General features: G+C 59.3%; 1 protein-coding gene. It reads right to left on the reverse strand.

Translation table 11 applies throughout. From position 1 onward, the window contains the following. Nucleotides 1-1,794, reverse strand: a 1,794-nt coding sequence (locus ACFUOZ_RS21325; protein WP_377552031.1) for a hypothetical protein, incomplete at its 3' end; no start/stop codon positions are given. Nucleotides 1,795-1,964 lie beyond the last annotated feature (170 nt).

Below are 1,964 nucleotides of genomic sequence, written 5' to 3' on the forward strand. Positions count from 1 at the left end.
GGTGATTTTCGTGCCGGTATCGGTGGTGCCGGTGGTCAGGGACAAGGTGGTGATGTGTCCTGGTTTGGTGGGGTTTGCTGGTTTGCAGGCCCAGATCCCGAGCGCGGTGACTGTGGTTGTGCATACGGTCGCGCCGTTTTGGTCCTTGATGGACACGTTGTGTCCTGCGGGGCCGAATCCGTTGATCAGTTCGAACCGGCCGTTGGTCGGGGTTCCGGTGTTCTTTTCCGGGGTGCTTGAGACCGGGGACTCGAATGACCAGGCCAGGCCGGTGGTGGTGATGGTTTTCGAGGCCGGGACTGCGGAAGGAACGAACGGTGCCGGCGGGGTTTGCGCGGCCAGGGTTGCCAGGGCGGTAAACGCTGTCGTTGCCTCGTTCGTCAGGGCTTTGACGGCGCTGCTGGAATCGAGCTTGCCGTTATCGAGAATGTCTTTCCATTTACCCAAGGCGGTGTAAGCGTTCTTTACTTCCGGGGCGTGGATCTTGTTCAAGGGCAACGCGCCAACGGTTTTTTCCAACAAACGACCTGCTTCCTTCACGTGGGGCAGCACCTCGGCTTCGGGCTTATCGTTGCCGACTTTCCCGGCTCCGTCATCAACGGCTTTCTTCGCTTCCTGGGCCGGGCCGTTGGCCGGGCCGTGTCCACGGCCCTGCAGGATCAAGTCAATATCGCCCAAGGCCTCCATCGAGGCCAACGACACCGGGTTCGAGGACTGCCCGCCCAGATGCAACGATGACTTGAACGTCTCTACCGTCCAGTACTCAGGCCGGCACTGATTGCCTTGACGATCGACCCACATCCGGTGATCGCATTGGTTCTTCTGGGCCTCTTTGAACTCCGGCAGCAGCGTGGTCGCGATGAACTCGTTCTGGAACTCTTCATAAACCCGGCCCTTGTTCATGTTCGTGACCATCGTGGCGAAGTTATCCTTCACGCCCTTGATCATCCCGGCCCGCAAAGCCTGCAACGATTGAGCAGCCCGGTCCCGGATCCCGGCCTTGACTTTCTCCACATCAGCCGGGAAATCACCGTTAGCCGCCCCGACCCGCTCAGCAGCGCCCTGGGCGATGAAAGCGTTGTACAGAATGCTCTTCTGACCCCGCTCGAAACCAGGCTGCAAACCTTCGAAGAGCCTGTACGTGTGGGACTCGGCGAACTTCTCAGCCCACAACTGCTGGGCGTTGACCACCCGGGCCTTGACGTACTCAGGGGTCCACGCAAGCATGCCTGCACCACTACGATCTCCCAGCTCCGGAACCTTGACCTTGCCCTGTTCCGGGGTGATCGGATTGATATACGTGCTGATAAACCACAACAACGGGTTCGACCGCTCCAGAACCCACATCCACCCATGAGCCTGAACCAACGAAACGAACATCGAAACCCCAACAACAATCAACGACGCGATCCCCAGCACCGCAGCAGTGGTCGATAACGCCGCCATCAACGCACCAGCTTCAACACCGAACCACCCAGCAAGCCCCAAACCAGCCTCGATCACACCCGAAGCCAACGCCAACGACCCCGCAGCCACACCAGAACCATCACCATGAACCGCCGCGGACGCAATCCACAACACCGAGTTCACCACCGGCACCGGAGATAACAACGCCATCGCTTTATCCAACACCGAGGAATCCTCGCTAAAGACCTGCAAAATCATCGCGACCGTCAACAACTCATTAACCGGCAAACGCGTACCACCACCCCCAATCCGGGGCCCCTCACCCCGGGAATGCACCTCCGCGAACCGATCCGAACCCAACACCTCATCAAACATCGGAGTGCCCACACCCCCAGGACCCTCACGAAGACCACCGCCCGGAACCTCACCAGGAACATCACCAGGGGCACCAATATGTTCAGGGGTGAACGAGAACGATTCCCGCACCATCTCCGGTGAACCCGTCACACCCATCCCGGCAAGAACCTGCAAATCCTCCACCGACAACGAATCAAAAA

It is taken from the genome of Paenarthrobacter sp. NPDC057355 (genome assembly GCF_042667405.1).
Classification (GTDB): Bacteria; Actinomycetota; Actinomycetes; order Actinomycetales; family Micrococcaceae; genus Arthrobacter.